General features: G+C 71.4%; 9 protein-coding genes. 3 read left to right on the top strand and 6 right to left on the bottom strand.

What is annotated here, in order from left to right; translation table 11 throughout:
- Window positions 1-28: 28 nt before the first annotated feature.
- The 4 genes from ACFYP5_RS02410 to ACFYP5_RS02395 are packed head-to-tail and all read right to left on the bottom strand — an operon-like array spanning window position 29 to window position 11,412.
- A complete protein-coding gene (locus ACFYP5_RS02410) occupies window positions 29-1,339 on the bottom strand; it encodes a M18 family aminopeptidase (protein WP_389029475.1) in 1,311 nt (436 codons plus the stop codon).
- Window positions 1,336-7,032: a MupA/Atu3671 family FMN-dependent luciferase-like monooxygenase gene (locus tag ACFYP5_RS02405; RefSeq protein ID WP_389029472.1), complete on the bottom strand. Its 5,697-nt coding sequence runs from the start codon at window positions 7,030-7,032 to the stop codon at window positions 1,336-1,338. The genes ACFYP5_RS02410 and ACFYP5_RS02405 overlap by 4 nt, the downstream gene beginning before the upstream one ends.
- On the bottom strand, window positions 7,029-10,226 hold the full coding sequence (locus ACFYP5_RS02400) for a type I polyketide synthase (protein ID WP_389029469.1): 3,198 nt from the start codon (window positions 10,224-10,226) through the stop codon (window positions 7,029-7,031). Before ACFYP5_RS02400 ends, ACFYP5_RS02405 begins: the two co-directional genes overlap by 4 nt.
- Window positions 10,135-11,412, bottom strand: coding sequence for an MFS transporter (locus ACFYP5_RS02395; protein WP_389030698.1), 1,278 nt, complete (start codon window positions 11,410-11,412; stop codon window positions 10,135-10,137). Before ACFYP5_RS02395 ends, ACFYP5_RS02400 begins: the two co-directional genes overlap by 92 nt.
- A 199-nt stretch (window positions 11,413-11,611) precedes the next feature.
- On the opposite strand from ACFYP5_RS02395, the gene ACFYP5_RS02390 reads away from it, so the two are divergent.
- Window positions 11,612-12,598, top strand: coding sequence for a LuxR C-terminal-related transcriptional regulator (locus tag ACFYP5_RS02390; protein WP_389029467.1), 987 nt, complete (start codon window positions 11,612-11,614; stop codon window positions 12,596-12,598).
- 78 nt (window positions 12,599-12,676) lie between these two features.
- Here the strand turns inward: ACFYP5_RS02390 and ACFYP5_RS02385 are convergent, their stop codons facing one another.
- Window positions 12,677-14,344: a fumarate hydratase gene (locus ACFYP5_RS02385; protein ID WP_389029464.1), complete on the bottom strand. Its 1,668-nt coding sequence runs from the start codon at window positions 14,342-14,344 to the stop codon at window positions 12,677-12,679.
- A 389-nt stretch (window positions 14,345-14,733) separates the two neighbouring features.
- Between ACFYP5_RS02385 and ACFYP5_RS02380 the strand changes: the two genes are divergently transcribed.
- Together ACFYP5_RS02380 and ACFYP5_RS02375 are read left to right on the top strand one after the other, a co-directional pair.
- Window positions 14,734-15,408 carry a DUF1707 domain-containing protein gene (locus tag ACFYP5_RS02380; RefSeq protein WP_389029462.1) on the top strand — a complete coding sequence of 225 codons (675 nt, stop codon included), beginning with the start codon at window positions 14,734-14,736 and terminating at the stop codon, window positions 15,406-15,408.
- A gap of 158 nt (window positions 15,409-15,566) precedes the next feature.
- A complete protein-coding gene (locus tag ACFYP5_RS02375) occupies window positions 15,567-15,938 on the top strand; it encodes a WhiB family transcriptional regulator (protein ID WP_030915067.1) in 372 nt (123 codons plus the stop codon).
- A gap of 195 nt (window positions 15,939-16,133) precedes the next feature.
- Here ACFYP5_RS02375 and glpX read toward each other — a convergent pair whose 3' ends face one another.
- Entirely contained in the window at window positions 16,134-17,165 is a 1,032-nt protein-coding gene (gene glpX, locus ACFYP5_RS02370; RefSeq protein ID WP_030915070.1) for a class II fructose-bisphosphatase, read from the bottom strand.
- Between the last annotated feature and the right edge of the window lie 165 nt (window positions 17,166-17,330).

Raw genomic sequence — 17,330 nt, 5'->3', positions numbered from 1 at the left:
CTCTTCCGGTCGGGGGTGTACGGGAGGGTCAGCCGGATGTCACGAACGCGCCCAGGACGGCGGCCAGATACGCCGGGTCGTCCGCCCCGCACAGCTCGCGCGCCGAGTGCATGGAGAGTCCCGGCACACCTACATCGACGGTCGCGACACCCAGCCGGGCCGCGGTGAGCGGACCGATCGACGTACCGCACGGCATCGCGTTGTTGGAGACGAACGGCTGCCACGGCGCACCCGCCCGCTCGCAGGCCGCCGCGAACACGGCCATCCCGGTGCTGTCGGTGGCGTACCGCTGATTGACGTTGACCTTGATCGTCGGTCCGCCGTTGGGCAGCGGGTGGTGGTCCGGGTCGTGCCGCTCCGCGTAGTTGGGGTGCACCGCGTGCGCCATGTCGGCGGAGACGCAGAAGGCCCCCGACACCGCGCGCGACCAGTCCTCCGAACTGCCGCCGCGCGCGGTGACGGAGCGGCCCAGGACCCGCTCCAGCATGGGGCTCTGCGCACCCGTCTCGGAACCGCTGCCGACCTCCTCGTGGTCGAAGGCCGCCAGGACGGGGATGTACGAGGGCCGCTCGGTTCCCGTCGCCGCGGCGGCCAGGGCGGTGACGCCGGCGTGCACCGACACCAGGTTGTCCAGCCGTGACGAGACGACGAACTCCCGGTCCGCGCCCAGATATCCGGGCGGCTGGATGTCGTGCAGCATCAGGTCCCAGCCGAGCACCTCGTCCGGGTCCACCTCGGCGGCCGCCGCCACCCGGCGCAGCAGCGCGCCCTCCTCGGGGGCGCCGAGCGCCCACAGGGGGGCGACATGGCGCTGTCGGTCGAGCGCCAGTCCCTCGTTGACGGAACGGTCCAGGTGGATCGCCAACTGCGGGATCCGCAGCAGCGGTTCGTCGATCTGGACGAGCCGCGACTCGGTCGTGCCGCCGGGCCCGCGCAGCGCGAGCCGCCCGGAGATGCCCAGATCGCGGTCGAGCCAGGTGTTGAGCGGCACCCCGCCGTAGATCTCCACGGCGATCTGGCGCCAGCCCGCCGAGCCTGTGTCGGGGGTGGGCTTGATCCGCAGGTTCGGCGAGTCGGTGTGCGTGCCGACGATCCGGAACGGGGTGTGTGCCGGGGTCCCGTCGGGGACGTACCACGCGATCAGGGCACCGCCGCGGGCGACGAAGCTGCCGCCGGTCGTGCCCGTCCAGTCGTCCGTACCGCGCAGCTCGCGGAAGCCGGCCTTCTCCAGCCGCTGGATGGCGCTCGCCACCGCGTGGTACGGGGACGGGCTGGCCCGGATGAAGCTGAGCAGGTCGTCGGTGTGACTGCGGTGACTGGGGTGGGGGGCCGGCGTCATACGGCGTCCGCCTTTCCGCTGTTCGGTTTCGAGAGTGGGGGTGAGGGCTTCGCGCGCGAGGGCTTCGAGGGTGCGGGGGACGGGGACGACGGGAGCAGCAGTTCCCGGACCGGGCGGTCCGGCCGGGCGCAGAACTCTTCGAGCAGCGCGATGTACGAGCTGAGGAGTTCTTCAGCTGTCTCCCGGTTCCACAGGTCGGCGGAGTACTCCAGGAACGTCCGATAACCCTTCGTACGGTCCCCGCACGGCGCAAGCCCGAAGCACAGCTCGCTGCGTGAAAGAGGCGGTGCCAGATCCTCCACCTCGACGCCCAGACCGGGGATCTCGATGTCCGTGTCGAGGGAGTTCTGGAAGGCGAGCACATGCGGCACCCGGTCCGGCACGTCGTCCGCGCCCGCATCGCGCATCGCCTGCATGATCCGGGCCGTCGGCAGCACATGCGCCATCGCCCCCATCGCCCCCGCCCCGGTGCGCGCCGTCAGCTCGGCACAAGTGGTCCCGAGATTGGCCGAATCCTGTCGTACGCGGACCATCACCGCCGTCGACGTCATGGCGACGAGCGATTCGAAGGCGGTGCCCTGACGGTTGGCGTACGGGACGCTCAGCAGAATGTCCGGCTCCCCGGAGAGCTTGGTCAGAAACACCCCGAGCGCCGTGGCCGCCACCGCGAACGGGGTGGTGTGAACAGCCCCGGCGAACTCCTCGACGGCCGCCCGCACCGCCCCCGACGCCCGGCCGCGGATGGTGTCGCCGAGGCCGCTGAGCTGCGTGGGCCGGGGGTGGTCGGTCGGTACGGGCACCCGGGACGGCACTCCGTCGAGGTACCGGGCGCAGTACGCGGCCCGGCGGGCTTCGGTCTCCGGGTCGTCCTGGGCGCGCTGCCAGCGGGCGTACTCCGTGACCTGCGAGCCCGGCGGGTCGAGGGTGTGCGGCACGCCCTTCGCCGCCGCGGTGTACAGCGCGGCGATCTCGGCGAGCAGGAGCGACAGGGACCAGCCGTCGGCGGTGATGTGGTGCAGGACGAACATCAGCGCCCAGTGGTCCTCCTCGAAGCGCAGCAGCCGCAGCCGGGGAAGCGCGGGCTGCGAGAGATCGAAGCCGGTGGCAGCGGTCTCGCGACACAACTCATCGGCCCGGGAGCGCCGTTGGCCCGGCGGCAGACCGGTGAGGTCCTCGACGGGCAGATCGACGGGTCGCGCGGTGACGACTTCCTGCCACCAGGACGCGTTCTCCTCGACGAACCGGGTCCGCAGGGAGTGGTGCCGGGCCAGCAGCTCGGTGAGCGCGGCCCGCAGCGCCGGCACGTCCAGCGCGCCGGTGAAGGTGATCCGGGTCGGGATGTTCCACAACTCCGGGTGCGGTACGGAGTGGTGTCCGGCGATCATCCGGGCCTGCTGGTCGCTGACCGGGGCGCGGTCGATGATCTCGACGTCCTCCCCGGTGGGTGCGGGCTCGGGCGCGAGCTGGTCGGTCATCGCCTGCAGCGTGGCGTCGGCGAAGAAGTCCGCCATCGGATAGTCGACACCGAGGGCGTCCCGTACCCGGTTGACCAGACGGATCGCGGTGATCGAATTGCCGCCGAGGTCGAAGAAGTTGGTCCCGGCGGGGAAGCCGCGGACGTCGAGGACGGACTCCCAGACGCCCCGGAGCGTGTCAGCGGTGGAGCGCGGTGATGCGTCCCCGGTGGTCCCACCACCACCCGTCATCGAGTCCAGCGTCCCGACCAGCTCGTCGAGATACCCGCGCGCCGTCTCCGCCTCGAACAGATCCGCGTCGTACCGCAGCCGCAGCCGCAGGCCCGATGCGGTACGTGTCGCCATCAGGGCGAGTTCCAGCGGGGCTGACTCCGTCCCGGCGGGCACCTCCTCGGCGCGCAGTCCCGGCAGGTCGATCCGCGCCAGCGTCTCGTTGTCCAGGTCCACCGAAACGGTGATCAGGGGGCGCGGGTTGCCCGGGTCCGGGTGCGCCCCGACGAGCAGGGCGTCCAGGTCGACCAGCTGCCGCTCGTCCGCCTCGCGCAGGGCGCGCCCGGTGGCGCGTACCGCATCGGCCGTGTCCGTACCGTCCGGCAGCGACACCCGCAGCGGCAGCAGCGCCACATGGAAGCCGACCGTGTCCCGGGTCCCGGGGGTGCGCCGCCCGAAGGTGGACCCGAGCACGAACTCGTCCTGCCCGGACCGCCCGCGCAGCACCAGCTGCCACGCCGTGCACAGGGTCGCGAACAGTGTGGCGCCCTGCTCCCCGCTCCACTCCTGCCACCGTACGGTCCGCTCCTGGCCGACCCGTACGGCCACCGCCCCGCCGCGCCCCGCGACCCGGCGCTCGCGTGGCCGGTCGGTGGGAAGTTCGAGCACCGGCGGCTTCTCACCCAACTGCTCGCGCCACCACGTCAGATCTGCCGGGTCCCGGGGCGGTTCCGGTGCACCGGCCGTCGTGCCGGCAGGCCGTGCGAAGACCGGCGCACGGTTCTCCACCGCCGCCCGGTACAGCTCCTCCAGGTCACTCGTCACCAGCCCCGCGGAGTGGGCGTCGGTCACGATGTGGTGCATGCCGAGCACCAGCACCTGGTCGTCGTCCGCGAGCCGGATCAGCCGGGGCGTGAACAGCGGTCCCTCGGCCAGGTCGTACCCGCGACCGCTCTCCTCGGCGAGTGCCGCCGCGACCGTCCGGTCCGCCCCGTCGGGGGACTGCCCCCGGGCGTCCGTCACCAGGAGCGGGATGCGCGGCCCGGGCCGGACGACCTGGACCACGGTCTCGTCGCCGCTGCCGGCCCGGAACACGGTCCGCAACCCGGCATGGCGGGCGACCAGCCCGTCCAGGGCGGCACGGAGGGCGGACTCGTCGAGCCGGCCGTGCAGGCGGACCGCCTGGGTCTCGTTGTACGCGGCGGGGTTGCCGAGCAGCCGGGCCGCGAGCCACAGCCGCCGCTGCGCGGAGGTGGCAGGCGCGGTGATGTCCTGCGTCTCCTGCGCCTTCTGTGGCCCCTGTGCTTCGTGCGGCTTCTGTGCTTCGTGCGCCCCCTGTGCTTCGTGCGCCCCCTGTGCCTCCTGCGACCCCTGCGCCTCCGGTGTCCTCCGCTGCCGGGTGCGACGCCGCAGCAGATCCAGCTGTTCCAGCCCCGCCCGCATCCGCTCCTCGGGCAGCCCGAAGTCGACGAGCGCGGCGATCTCGTCGGCCCCGGCCCTGTGCAGGGCGTCGACGAGCGGGGCGCAGCTCTCCGGGGTGCCGATCAGGGCCCGCTGGTCGCAGTACCGGTCGTACGCCCGGCGGAACAGATAGTCCAGGTCGTCCTCGCTCGCCGTCGCGACGTCCTCGGGGCTGCGGCCCAGCGCGGTGGCGGCCGACCTCATCAGCAGCGAGGAGCGCAGATAGCGGCTCATCGGCTCCAGCGCCTCGGCCCGCGCGGCAGCGTGATCCGTACCGAGGTAGGTGTGGACCAGGACGGTCACCCGGCCGCCGTCCGGATCGAGCCCGCAGTCGGCGCGCACCTGCCGGTAGTGGTCGATGTTCGCGGCCAGTTCGGCCACGGTCTGGCTCATGAGGTTGGTGACGATCCCCAGCCCGCGCCGGGCCGCCTCCCCGTAGGAGGAACGCTGTCCGGAAGTGGCGAGGAACATCGGCGGCTCGCTCTGCACCGGACGGGGATGGACGCGTACGACGGTCTCGGCCCCCTCGCCCGTCCGACGCGCCACGGACTCGCCGGCCCACAGCCGGCGGACGTCGTCGAGATGGGAGAAGGTGATCTCCCGGCGGTCCTCGAACCGGTCCGGGTGCAGGGCGAAGTCCTGCGCGTGCCAGCCGGTGGCGCAGCCGATGCCGACCCGCCCGCCGGACAGGTTGTCGACGACCGACCACTCCTCGGCGACCCGGATCGGGTCGTGCAGCGGCAGGACGACCGAGCCCGCGTTGATCCTGATCCGCTCGGTCTCACGGGCGAGGACGGCCGCGAGTACCGCCGGGTTGGGGAAGAGGCCGCCGAAGGAGTGGAAGTGCCGCTCGGGCAGCCAGACGGAGCTGAAGCCGCGCTCGTCGGCGAAGCGGGCGGTCTCGATGACGCTGTCGTACGCCTTTGCCGTGTCCGCGGTCGCCGGGTGGTCGCCGAAGAAGTAGACGCCGAGGTCGGGGGCGGGGCGGGTGTGCGGTGCGGGCAGCGGCCGGGCGGGCCGCCTGGCCGACGGGAAGAAGCCGCCGTCGCGCAGTTCGCGCAGTGAGCCCTCCACGGCGGCGGCGACCGCCGCCACGTCGTCGTCGGTGTGCGCGGTCGAGAGATAGAAGCTGCGCCACTCCCAGACGTAGAGGCCGCGCAGCAGGAGGTGGTGGTAGAGCAGCTCCATGTCGGCGCGGTGCGTGAACCGGAACATCGAGCCGAAGTGGGCCAGTTCCAGCGGGAACTCCTCGTCCCGGAAGAAGCGGTTGAGGCGGCCGGCGAGCGCGTCGGTCCGGGCGTTCAGCCGCTCCTGGAGACCGGGGCCCTCCTCCCTGAGGTGGGTGAGCACCGCCCGCGCCGCCGCCATCGAGAGCGGGTGCTGCATATACGTACCGCCGAAGAAGGTGGTCTCGTGCGGGGGTGTGCTGTCGTCCCCGTACTGCCAGAGACCGCCGTCGACGCCGTCGAGGATGTCGGCACGGCCCGCGATCGCGCCGATCGGGAAGCCGCTGCCGAGTGCCTTGCCGTACGTGGCCAGGTCGGGGACGACGCCGAAGTGGTGCTGGGCGCCGCGCGGGTGCGGGCGCAGACCGGTCAGCATCTCGTCGAAGAGGAGCACGATGCCGCGGCGGGCGGTCAGGTCGCGCAGCGACCGCAGGAAGTCGGCCGGGCGGAGTGCGGGGTTGCGGCACTGGACGGGCTCGACGAGGACGGCCGCCACGGTGTCACCGAGCGCGTCGATGGTGTCGAGGGCGTCCTGGCTGCCGTACTCCAGCACGATCAGCTCGGCGACGGCGCTCGCGGGGATGCCGCGTGAGACGGGTACGGCGCCGGGGCCGCCCTGGCCGCCGGGGCGGCCGAGTACGGAGTCGATGTGCCCGTGGTAGGAGCCGCGGAACATGACGACCTTGTCGCGCCCGGTCGCGGCCCGGGCCAGCCGGACCGCCGCCGAGTTCGCCTCCGTACCGGAGCTCGCGAACGCCACCCGCTCCATCCCCGTCACCTCGGCCAGCAGTGCGGCCACCTCACCGGTGTCGGGGGAGCGGGGACCGAACCGGAGGCCCTGCGAGAGATGGCGCTGTACGGCATCGGTGACGAACTCCGGCTCGTGCCCGAAGAGCAGGGAGCCGAAGCCCATGGTGATGTCGGTGTAGTCGTTGCCGTCGACGTCGGTGAGCCGCGACCCGTGCGCGGACCGGGCGGCGATCGGGTACAGCATCTCCTTGGTGGCCTGGCGGAACCCGACGACGGCCCGGCTGTCGGCGAGCACCGGCCGATGCTGCTGCGCCAGCTCCTTCGAGGTGCGGGTGCGCTCGGTGAACCGCCGGACGAGGGACGCGGTGTGCGCGCGCTGGGCGGCGTCGGCGCCCGCCCCGGCCATGCCGGCCGCCGGATCCACGACGAGGCGGGGGCCGTGCTGTGCGGCAGTGGTGGAGGGGGAGCGGTGCGGGGAGGGGGCCGCAGCGGCTGCGAGCTGTTCGGTCAGGCGTCGCGAGAGCTCCGCCGCGCGGGCCACCTCGGTGGCGGCACCGTCCGCGTGGTTCATCGGCGGTCCCCCTCGGGGGCGGCGGCGGAGATGCCGGTCAGCAGGGCCACGGCATCCGAGAGCTGGGTGAGCATCGCGGCCTGGTTGCGGGCCAGCTGGGTCACCTGGCGGGTCAGTTCCTCGACCTCGGCGCGCGTCGCGTAGACCGGTTCCGGCTCGTCCGCCGCCTTCGGTTCCGGGGCCGTGCGCGTCGATATCAGGCGAGCCGTGAGCCGGGGGGTGCCCGCCTCCTCCAGTATCTCCCGTATCGCGATCTCCGTACCGAACTCCGCCTCCAACTGCCGCACCATGCCGATCAGCTGGAGTGAGTCGGCGCCGAGTCCGACGTACGTCCTGTCGGCGCCGACCTCTGACGGCCGATAGCCGAGATGGCCGGCGGTAAGCGCCAGAACCCGGTCCAGTACGGCCTGTTCGGTCATGCCATCCTCCGTTGTGCGCTCGGGTACGTACGAAGTGGTCGGGACCGGCGGCGGACCGATCCAGTGGGACTGATGCTGGAACGGATACGTCGGCAGCGGCACCCGCCGGCCGCCGCACCCCACGAGCAACGCCGCCCAGTCGACGGCCACCCCCGCACAGTGCAGCCGGGCCACCGCGTGCCGGAACGCCGATGTCGGTACGGGGGCCGCACCCGGCAGCACCCGGCGTGCCATCCCGGTCAGCGTGGCGGAGGGTCCGAGTTCGAGGAGGACCACGCCGGTGGCTCCGGTGGGTCGATCGGATCCCGTGGACCCGACGGCCCGCAGCACCGCGTGGAAGTCGGCGGTCCGGCGTGCCTGCCGGACCAGATAGTCGGCGCCGGGCCGCCACCCCGGGGGCCGCACCGCCCCGTCGAGCCCGCTGACGAACGGCGTACGGAGCGGGAGCAGCCCGGTCTTCTCCACGGCGGTCCGCAGCTCGTCGAGGACCGGATCGAGCAGGGCGGTGTGAAAGGCCCGGTCCACGGCCAGTGGCTCGTACGCCTCTCCACCCGCTGCCAGCAGGGCGCGCGCGGCCTCGACCGCCTCCGGGGGTCCGGCGACGACATGGTGGACCGGCCCGTTGACCACGGCGAGCTCCAGCCCCTCGACGGCAGCCTGCAACTCCCGTACCCGCGCTTCCGGTACGAACGCCGCGAGCATCGCACCGGCCGCCGACCGCTCCTGCATCAGCCGCCCGCGCCGGCACAGCAGCCGTATCCCGTCCTCCATGCTCAGCGCCCCGGCCACGCAGAGCGCCGCGTACTCGCCGACGCTGTGCCCGGCGACCAGCGAGGGTGTGACGCCCAGCTGCTGCCAGAGGCGGGCCTGGGCGATCTGGAGGGCGAAGAGGGCGGGCTGCGCGAAGTCGGTGGTCCAGGCGGCCGGGCCGTGGCCGTGCACGACCCGGTCGAGGAAGTCGCCGTTGCCGGTCTCCTCCTCGTAGACGCGGGCGCAGGAGGCGAGTACCTCGGCCACGACGGGGAAGCGGGCGGCAGGCTCCGCGCCCATGCCCGGATGTCCGCCGCCCTGCCCGCTGAAGAGGAAGACGGGCCGCTCCGGCTCCTGTTCGACGACCCCCGTGTCGTACACACCGCCCGGGTCCGCCCCCGCCAGGAACGCGTCCAGCCCCGCCACCGGATCCTCGGACGTCACGACCAGCCGGTGGCGCAAGTGACGTCGTCCCAGCGCTGTTGTGACCAGGAGATCGGCGGGCGCCGCCCCGGGCCCGCGCACCAGCCGCTCGCGGAACGCGCGGGCGTAGGCCACCAGCGCTTCGCGGCTCGCGCCGGACAGCGGCAGCAGGGGCAGCGTCTCCGAGGAAACGTTCCGCTCCCGCCCCGGATCCCGTCCCCGCTCCGTCTCCCGCACCACGGGCGCCTGCTCCAGGATCACGTGCGCATTGGTACCGCCCATCCCGATGGAGTGCACCCCGGCGCGCCGCACCTCCCCAGGCACCGGCCACGCAGTCTCCCGCGCCGGCAGGAAGAACGGGCTCGACTCGACGGCGAGCGCCGGATTCGGCGTTCGGAAGTTCACCAGCGGCGGGACGATCCCGTGCCGCAGCACCAGGACCGCCTTGATCAGCCCGGCCAGCCCCGCCGCGCTGTCGAGGTGTCCGATGGCCGGTTTGGTGGAGCCCAGCGCGCAGAACCCGGTCCGGTCGGTGTGACGGCGGAACGCCTCCGTGAGGGCGGCGAACTCGATCGGGTCGCCCTTGAAGGTGCCTGTGCCGTGCGCCTCCACGTATCCCACCGATTCCGCCGGGACCCCGGCGGACCGCAGCGCGCCCAGCACGGCATCCCGCTGCCCGGCGACACCCGGTGCGGCGAAACCGGTCTTCGCCGCCCCGTCGTTGGTGACCGACGAGCCCAGGATCACGGCGTGCACGGTGTCCTTGTCGGCGAGCGCCCGGTCCAGCGGTTTCAGCAGGACGGCAGCGACACCGTTGCCGCCGACCGTGCCGTCCGCACCCGCGTCGAAGGCCCGCACGGCACCGGTCCGGGAGAGCGTGGAACCCTTCACATGGCGGTGCCCCGTCACCTGCGGAAGATGCAGCGCAGCCGAGCCGACCAGCATCAGATCGGCGTCACCGGCGCGCAGCGCCTGACAGGCCAGATGCACGGAGACCAGCGAACTGGAACATGCCGTCGCCACATTGACCGCGGGACCGGTCAGACCGAGCCGGAACGCGGCCCGATTGGCGGTGAAATCCGGGTAGTTGCCGACCTGGACCTGCTTGACGGTCATCCAGTCGCCGGACCGTGCCTCCGTGGCGAGGTTCTCGGCGAGATAGCTGTGCAGGGAGTAGAGGCGGTAACCGGCGCTCCCGTACACCCCTGTCCGTGACGACTCGTCGCGACCGGCGTAGCCGCCGTCCTCCAGGGCGTGGAAGCAGCACTCCAGGAACAGCCGCTGCTGCGGATCGGTGAGGGCCGCCTCGCGCCCGCTCATCCCGAAAAACCCGGCGTCGAAGCCGTCGATGCCGCCGTGCCGGTCGCCGTCCAGCAGCGCCGACGCCCCGACGAACCCCTCCGCCCCGTACTCCGTCTCCGGTATCCCTGCGGCGGCGAACTCGGCCGCGGTGAACCGGCGTACGTGCGAGGCGCCCGCCCGGATGTCGCGCCAGTACTGCTCGGGGGTGTCAGCTCCCGGGAACCTCAGCGCCATCCCGATCACCGCGATGCGGTTCTCGTACCCCCGCTCCCGATCCCGCTCCCTGGCCGTTCTTACCACCGCGCCTCTCTCTCCTCCGCAGCCCCGCCACCCGGAGCAGGAACGCCACCGCGACCACCATCGCGGCGCCGTGGGACCATCCGACGACCGTCAGCGGGCTGTAGCGGTCAAGTGCCGCTGCGACAAGGATCATTCCGACCCCGAAGCCCAGATTCTCGAACGTCGCGGAGAGCCCGAACGCATGCCCGCGCAGGTCGGTGGGGAGCGTCTGCAGATGCGAGGTGTACGAGACCTCCGTGAGCCCGTCGGCGGCTCCCGCGACCAGTGCGATCACCCCTGTCGCCACCAACGGGAATCCCGCGAACGCCAGGATGAACGCCCCGGACATCACGATCGTGCCGTAACCGAAGCCCAGCGCACCCACCGATCGGCCGGTGCGCTTCGCGTACCGCTGGATCACCTGTTGTGCGGCAACGTTCCCCAGCGCCCACAGGCACCAGAACGCGCTGACGAACACGGCCGGGTGCGAGGCGTCGAGCTCGGTGGAGTAGATCGGCAGCGCCGCGTTGTGGGACGAAGAACCGAACGCGTCCACGCCGCGCAGCGCCACCATCAGGCCGAGACCGGGCGCGGCCGCCAGCGCGACGAACGCGACGGGTATCCGCCGCCGCCCCGCCTTCTCCGGGGCCGCCGCGCCCTGTTCGGCGCGCCCGCCGGAATCCCCCTCCGAATCCGGCCGAGCGCTCTTCCCCCTGCCTCCGCCCGCGATCGGCAGCAGCGCCACCGTCACGGCACAGATCACAAAGGTGGCCATGTCCACCCCGAACGCGGCGGTGTAACCGACCAGCGACACGACCACACCGGCCGACGCGAAGCCGGCCACCATCGCCAGCGAACGCCCGGTGATGGAAAGGGAGTTCGCCCAGCCGCGCCGGTCTGCGCCCACCATCTCGGGAATGGAACTGCGCAGCGACACCATGAAGAGCGTTCCGCAGGACCCGACCACCACCGAGACGGCCACCAGCGCGCCCGTGCGCAGCCCGTCCGGTGCGAAGACCAGCAGCAGCATCACCGCCGCCTGGGCCACATTCGTCCAGAGCATCACGGTCTTGGCGGTGAAACGCGCGAGCAGTGTGCCGGCCGTCAGACCGGCGGCGAAGCCGGACCCCAGCCGCACCGCCATGAACAGCCCCATGGCGATCGCCCGGCCCGTCGTCTCATAGACGAACAGATTGAGCGCCACCATATTCAGGAAGGTGCCGTACGAAGAGATGGCGTATCCGGCGACGAGGAATCGATAACGCCGTTCGCCGTGCGCCGTGCTGTCCGGTCCGTCGTCGGAATGGCTGTTGGTCTGGTCGATGCCGAGCTTCACCCGGACATACTCGTCGAGCAACCACGACCCCCGATGTCGAGCCGTTTGCACAAATGTAATCTGCATACTTGTGAAGGACGATCAATCCGGCCCACGGGCATGTGATTGCCGCGAATCGTCGCCCGACCGTCCCTGCGAGACGGCCTTGGCGGCGTACCGGCGCGCGCTCACGGAGGGAAGTCTTCCGCAGGACGGGGCGCCCCCCTGTCTACGGGCCCTGCAGCTGGTGGTGACGGACCGGGACGCACCGGGTTCGCTGATCCCCGTGCCGCCGGAGACGGCGTCGTTCGCCGCGCTCGGCCCCATCGAGGAGGCGATCGTCCAGCAACGCCGCAACCTGCGCGCGGTCCGCGCCAGTCTCGCCGCGTTCGAGGGGCTGTACGCGGAAGTGCACCGGCTCGAACAGCCCGTTCTCACCCGGCTCGTCGGAAGAGCCGTCATCAGCAAGGCACTTGACGCGGCCGTGGGCAGTTGCCGGGAGGAGCTGCTCACCGCACAGCCCGGTGGCGGCCGCCCCTCGCACGCCCTCGGCGAGGCACTGTCCCGCGACCTGCGGATGCTGCGGCGCGGAGTGCGGCAGCGGACGATCTACCAGCACACCGTCCGCTCGCACCGGGCGACGCTCTCCTACATCGAGCAGGTGACGTCGGCCGGAGCCGAGGTACGGACGGTCGCCGAAGTCGTCGACCGGGTCATCGTCTGCGACCGGGAGATCGCGTTCGTACCCGTCCCCGACGAGCCGCACATGGCGCTGCGGGTCCAGCACCCGGCCCTGGTCAGCATGGTGGTCCGGCAATTCGACAACGCCTGGTCCCGCTCCGTCCCGATCCGCCCCGACGGCGCGCCGCTGCGCTCCTCGGTCATCATGTCCGACCTCCAGCGCACCATTCTGCTGGCCGTCGTGGGTGGTGAGACGGACGCGTCGATCGCCCGCCGGCTCGGCATGAGCCGGCGCAGCGTGGCCGAACACATGCGGAAGGTCTCGGAACAACTGGGCAGCAACAGCCGCGCCCAACTCGGCTATCTGCTGGCGACGTCGGGGCTGCTGGAGCCCTGAGCGAAGCGGCACGGACGCACCGCGGGGGCGCCCCGGCCGGAACCGGAACGCCCCCGCGGGCAGGTATGCACGAAGTGATCAGGCGAGACCGGGACCCCGCACCGGAATGCTGGTGAACGTCGGTGCCGGGGCGGGCTCGGTGAAGAAGTCGCTGCCCTTGTCGTCGACGACGATGAACGCCGGGAAGTCCTCGACCTCGATCCTCCAGACCGCCTCCATGCCGAGCTCCTCGTACTCGACGACCTCTACCTTCTTGATGCAGTCCTGGGCGAGGCGCGCCGCCGGGCCGCCGATCGAACCGAGGTAGAAGCCGCCGTGCGCGTCGCACGCGTCGGTGACCTGCTTGGACCGGTTGCCCTTGGCGAGCATCACCTTGGAGCCGCCCGCCGCCTGGAACTGTGCGACATAGCTGTCCATGCGGCCGGCCGTCGTCGGGCCGAAGGAACCGGAGGCGTAACCCTCGGGCGTCTTCGCCGGGCCCGCGTAGTAGACCGGGTGGTCCTTGAGGTACTGCGGCATCTCCTCGCCCGCGTCCAGCCGCTCCTTGATCTTGGCGTGCGCGATGTCGCGCGCCACGACCAGCGGACCGGTCAGCGAGAGCCGGGTCTTGACCGGGTACTTGGTCAGCTCGGCAAGGATGTCGTCCATCGGCCGGTTCAGGTCGATCTCGACGACGTCACCCGCCTCGTCGAGGTGCTCCTCCGTGGTGTCCGGCAGGAAGCGCGCCGGGTCCTTCTCCAGCTGCTCCAGGAAGACACCCTCGGCGGTGATCTTCGCGGTGGCCTGGCGGTCCGCCGAGCACGACACGGCGATCGCGACGGGCAGCGAGGCGCCGTGCCGCGGCAGGCGCACCACGCGCACGTCGTGACAGAAGTACTTGCCGCCGAACTGCGCACCGATCCCGATCTTCTGCGTCAGCTCGAAGACCTTCTCCTCCAGCTCCTTGTCCCGGAAGCCGTGACCGGTCGGGGAGCCCTCGGCGGGCAGCTCGTCCAGGTAGTGCGCGGAGGCGTACTTCGCGGTCTTCAGCGCGAACTCGGCAGACGTACCGCCGACGACGATCGCCAGGTGGTACGGCGGGCAGGCCGCGGTGCCCAGCGAACGGATCTTCTCCTCCAGGAACTTCATCATGGAGGCCTCGTTCAGGACGGCCTTCGTCTCCTGGAAGAGGAACGACTTGTTGGCCGAGCCGCCGCCCTTCGCCATGAAGAGGAACTTGTACGCGCCGCCGTCGGTGGCGTACAGCTCGATCTGGGCCGGCAGGTTCGAGCCGGTGTTCTTCTCGTCCCACATGGTCAGCGGGGCCATCTGCGAGTAGCGCAGGTTGAGTTTCGTGTACGCGTCGAAGATGCCGTGCGACAGGGCCTCCTCGTCACCGCCCTCGGTCAGCACGTTCTGCCCGCGCTTGCCCATGACGATCGCGGTGCCGGTGTCCTGGCACATGGGAAGGACGCCCGCGGCGGCGATGTTCGCGTTCTTCAGCAGGTCGAGCGCGACGAACTTGTCGTTGGACGACGCCTCGGGGTCGTCGACGATCCGCCGCAGCTGCGCCAGGTGTGCGGGGCGCAGATAGTGCGAGATGTCGTGCATCGCCTCGGCGGCCAGGGTGCGCAGCGCCTCCGGGTCGACCTTGAGGAACGTACGGCCGTCGGCCTCGAAGGTCGAGACGCCCTCGGCGGTCACCAGCCGGTACGGCGTGGTGTCCTCTCCCAGCGGGAGCAGATCGGAGTACGCAAACTCTGGCATTACGGCCATTCCTCACTCGGCGACAGCGGCTGACCACCCTTGGGCAGCGCACCCACCAGGGTAGAACGCCGCAAGCGGGCCGAACCTGTGAGGTAAGGCTCAGTTCGAACGGCGCATGGCGCACCGTCCCGCACCGATCGGCTCGGAGCGGACCCCGGGTCCTGTCCGGCCCTGATCCACCGGACAGGCCCCGGGGCCTTTCGTTCGGATCATGCTGGGCTCGCGGGGTCCGGCACGCACATCTGCCGCGTTGTCGTCAGTTGCCGACGCTCCGCGTGGGCTCCTTCCTCCGCCTTGCAGCTGCACGCACCAGACCCCGCTCCCTGATCCAGCCTGATCCAAACGAAAGGCCCTAGTCGCGATCTATCGCGTTTGGGTACGCTGGGCCGGTGGACCTCGAAAAGCACCCTCAGCAGCCCGCAGCCCCGGCGCCACCCGCGCCCGCCGGCATCCGCGCCTCCGACGCAGACCGCGACCGGATCGCGGACATCCTGCGGGAGGCCATGGCCGAGGGCCGGCTGACCGCCGAGGAGCACGCCGAGCGGGTCGACGCCGTCTACCGCGCCAAGACCGTCGGCGAACTCGAGCCGCTGGTACGGGACCTGCCGACCCCCGGCGGCGCCACCCGGCCGTCCTCCGCCACGCCGTACGCGTACGGCCCCGAGGCCCCCGCGGGCCCGGCCGACAACCTGGTGGCGATCTTCAGCAGCTCGACCCGTAAGGGCCGCTGGCGGGTCGGTGGCCGTACGAACGCCTTCGCGCTCTTCGGCAGCGTGGAGATCAATCTGACCGAGGCGCTTTTCAGCCAGAGGCTCACCGTCATCAACGCGACCTCCATCTTCGGCAGCGTCGAGATCAAGGTCCCGGAGAACATCTCGCTGCGCGGCAGCGGTACGGGCGTCTTCGGCAATTTCGAAGTCGTCACACTGGAATCCGCGGACCCGGAAGCCCCGGTGATCGTCGTCAACGGCTATTCCGTCTTCGGGAACGTCGAGGCAAAGCCGAAGCGCGGGAAACTTATTACGGATCTCCACAACCAGCTGCGCAAACACCTCGGCCGCTGAAGCCGCACCGGTTCGCAGCGGTCCGCACGGCCCGGATCCGGCCAAAATTCCGGTCGACCGCAATTCCGTCACCCGGAACTCAGTGCTTAGGCGCACGCACAGCGGGTAGGGAGTGCTGCATCGTCTCTCGCTCGCGAAGCCGTCGTCAGGAGTAGACCGTGCTGCAACTGCCGCATCAGCCCCTGCAGGTCGCCGCCGTTCCCACGCAGGGCACTCCTGCTCGGGAGGACCAGGCCGGCCCCTGGCACTCGGAGGCGGTGTGCCGCCGGGACGAAGCCGGGCTGTTCTTCGCCCCGTCGAAGGAGCCGACTGCTGCCCGACTGTCCCGCGAGGAGTCCGCGAAGCGGGTCTGCGCGCGCTGTCCGGTGATGGTCGAATGCCGGGAACACGCCTTGGTGCAGCCTGAACCGTACGGGGTGTGGGGCGGCCTCACGGCCGCCGAGCGCCGTGTGGTGCTCGCCCGCCGCAGGCGGCGCGAGGTGGAGCTAAAGGCGGCCGCCTCGGCCGACCACATCGCGGCAGCCGGCTGACCGGCCCGTACTTCCGAACCGACGGCCCCGGGCCGGCGCCGGCCCGGCAGCCCTGCGCCGACGCGAAGAGGCGCCCCCACCGCACATGGGGGGCGCCTCTTCGCGTTCCGACGGCTCCGCACGGAATGCCGTGTGTCGCCGCTGCGCGTCACCGGCCCGGCACGGCTCCTGCCGCGGCGGGCTGCCTCGCGCGGTCTACTTCGCGCGGTCGAAGTCGATCGCGCTGTAGGCGCGCAGCTTCGACAGCCGGTGGGTCGAGTCGATCTTGCGGATCGTGCCGGACTTGGACCGCATCACGATCGACTCGGTGGTCGCCGTCTCGCTGCGGTACCGCACGCCGCGCATCAGCTCGCCGTCCGTGATGCCGGTCGCGACGAAGAACACGTTGTCGCCGCTGACCAGGTCGTCGGTGGACAGCACCCGGTCGAGGTCGTGCCCGGCGTCCAGGGCGCGCTGCCGCTCCGCCTCGTCCTTCGGCCAGAGCTTGCCCTGGATGACACCGCCGAGGCACTTTATGGCGCAGGCCGAGATGATGCCCTCGGGGGTGCCGCCGATGCCCATCAGCAGGTCGACGCCGGTGCCCTCACGGGCGGCCATGATCGAGCCGGCGACGTCGCCGTCGGTGATGAACTTGATCCGGGCTCCGGTCTCCCGGATCTCCTTGACGATGCCCTCGTGGCGCGGGCGGTCCAGGATGACGACGGTGACGTCCTCGGGGGCGGAGTTCTTCGCCTTCGCGACCCGGCGGATGTTCACCGAGACCGGGGCGTTGATGTCCACGAAGTCGGCGGCCTCGGGGCCGGTCACCAGCTTGTCCATGTAGAAGACCGCGGACGGGTCGAACATGGTGCCGCGGTCGGCGGCGGCCAGCACGGCGATCGCGTTCGGCATGCCCTTGGCGTTCAGGGTCGTGCCGTCGATCGGGTCCACGGCGATGTCGACCTCGGCGCCGGTGCCGTCACCGACCCGCTCGCCGTTGAAGAGCATGGGTGCTTCGTCCTTCTCGCCCTCACCGATGACGACGACGCCGTTCATCGAGACGGTGGAGACGAGGGTCCGCATGGCCTTCACGGCGGCGCCGTCGGCACCGATCTTGTCACCGCGGCCGACCCAGCGCCCGGCAGCCATGGCGGCGGCCTCGGTGACCCGGACCAGCTCCAGCGCCAGGTTGCGGTCGGGGGCCTCCGGGGAGACCTCTAGTTGTGACGGCAGGTGATGCTCGGACATCGGAACGCACCTTTCTGTACGGCGACGACCGGAAGAGGGTGCTGTGACTCTATCGTCAGGTCGACAAAATGAGCAGACCGGGTCACGTATGAGCGGCCTCGCCGGCCGGTTGTCATGGGTGGCCGCCCCTCGGTCGGGGCCGTCGGGCGTAATGCGAACATGGAC

The sequence above is a fragment of the Streptomyces sp. NPDC005262 genome (assembly GCF_042872425.1).
GTDB lineage: Bacteria > Actinomycetota > Actinomycetes > Streptomycetales > Streptomycetaceae > Streptomyces.
The sequence above is the reverse complement of the archived record's forward strand: the minus strand, read 5'-3'. Positions and strand labels throughout refer to the sequence as shown.

Excerpts from the sequence above, each read along its gene's own strand:
- ACFYP5_RS02410 (WP_389029475.1), bottom strand. The coding sequence starts at position 1,339 with ATGACGCCGGCCCCCCACCCCAGTCACCGCAGTCACACCGACGACCTG.
- ACFYP5_RS02405 (WP_389029472.1), bottom strand. The coding sequence starts at position 7,032 with ATGAACCACGCGGACGGTGCCGCCACCGAGGTGGCCCGCGCGGCGGAG.
- ACFYP5_RS02395 (WP_389030698.1), bottom strand. The coding sequence starts at position 11,412 with ATGGTGGCGCTCAATCTGTTCGTCTATGAGACGACGGGCCGGGCGATC.
- ACFYP5_RS02385 (WP_389029464.1), bottom strand. The coding sequence starts at position 14,344 with ATGCCAGAGTTTGCGTACTCCGATCTGCTCCCGCTGGGAGAGGACACC.
- glpX (WP_030915070.1), bottom strand. The coding sequence starts at position 17,165 with ATGTCCGAGCATCACCTGCCGTCACAACTAGAGGTCTCCCCGGAGGCC.